At 41.8% G+C, this 493-nt stretch carries 1 tRNA gene and 1 rRNA gene; both read left to right on the top strand.

Annotated features, from left to right (window positions below):
• The first annotated feature begins 48 nt into the window (after nucleotides 1–48).
• A tRNA-Ile gene (locus tag ERX29_RS10775) sits at nucleotides 49–125 on the top strand.
• A gap of 142 nt (nucleotides 126–267) precedes the next feature.
• Nucleotides 268–493, top strand: a 23S ribosomal RNA gene (locus tag ERX29_RS10770); the annotation flags it as partial.

Here is a 493-nt window from a genome sequence, read left to right as displayed (position 1 = left end):
ATTGACACTGACATATTGCATTCAGTTTTGAATGTTCAGCATTCAAATGGGCCTATAGCTCAGCTGGTTAGAGCGCACGCCTGATAAGCGTGAGGTCGATGGTTCGAGTCCATTTAGGCCCACCATTTTTAAAATGTACCTTGAAAACTAGATAAAGCAAGAAGAAGAAAAAGATTTACCAAGCAAAACCGAGTGAGTTCATTTACTGAATTCTTGAAGAAATCGCGCGTTCATACGAAAGTATGGACATCACAACAATTAATAACAGATTAAGTTATTAAGGGCGCACGGTGGATGCCTTGGCACTAGAAGCCGATGAAGGACGTTACTAACGACGATATGCTCTGGGGAGCTGTAAGTAAGCTTTGATCCAGAGATCTCCGAATGGGGAAACCCAGCATGAGTTATGTCATGTTATCCATATATGAATACATAGTATATGAGAAGGCACACCCGGAGAACTGAAACATCTAAGTACCCGGAGGAAGAGAAA

The organism is Macrococcus lamae (assembly GCF_004359545.1).
GTDB lineage: Bacteria > Bacillota > Bacilli > Staphylococcales > Staphylococcaceae > Macrococcus > Macrococcus lamae.
Note: the sequence above shows the minus strand (reverse complement) of the source record. Positions and strands in the feature narration are given on the sequence as shown.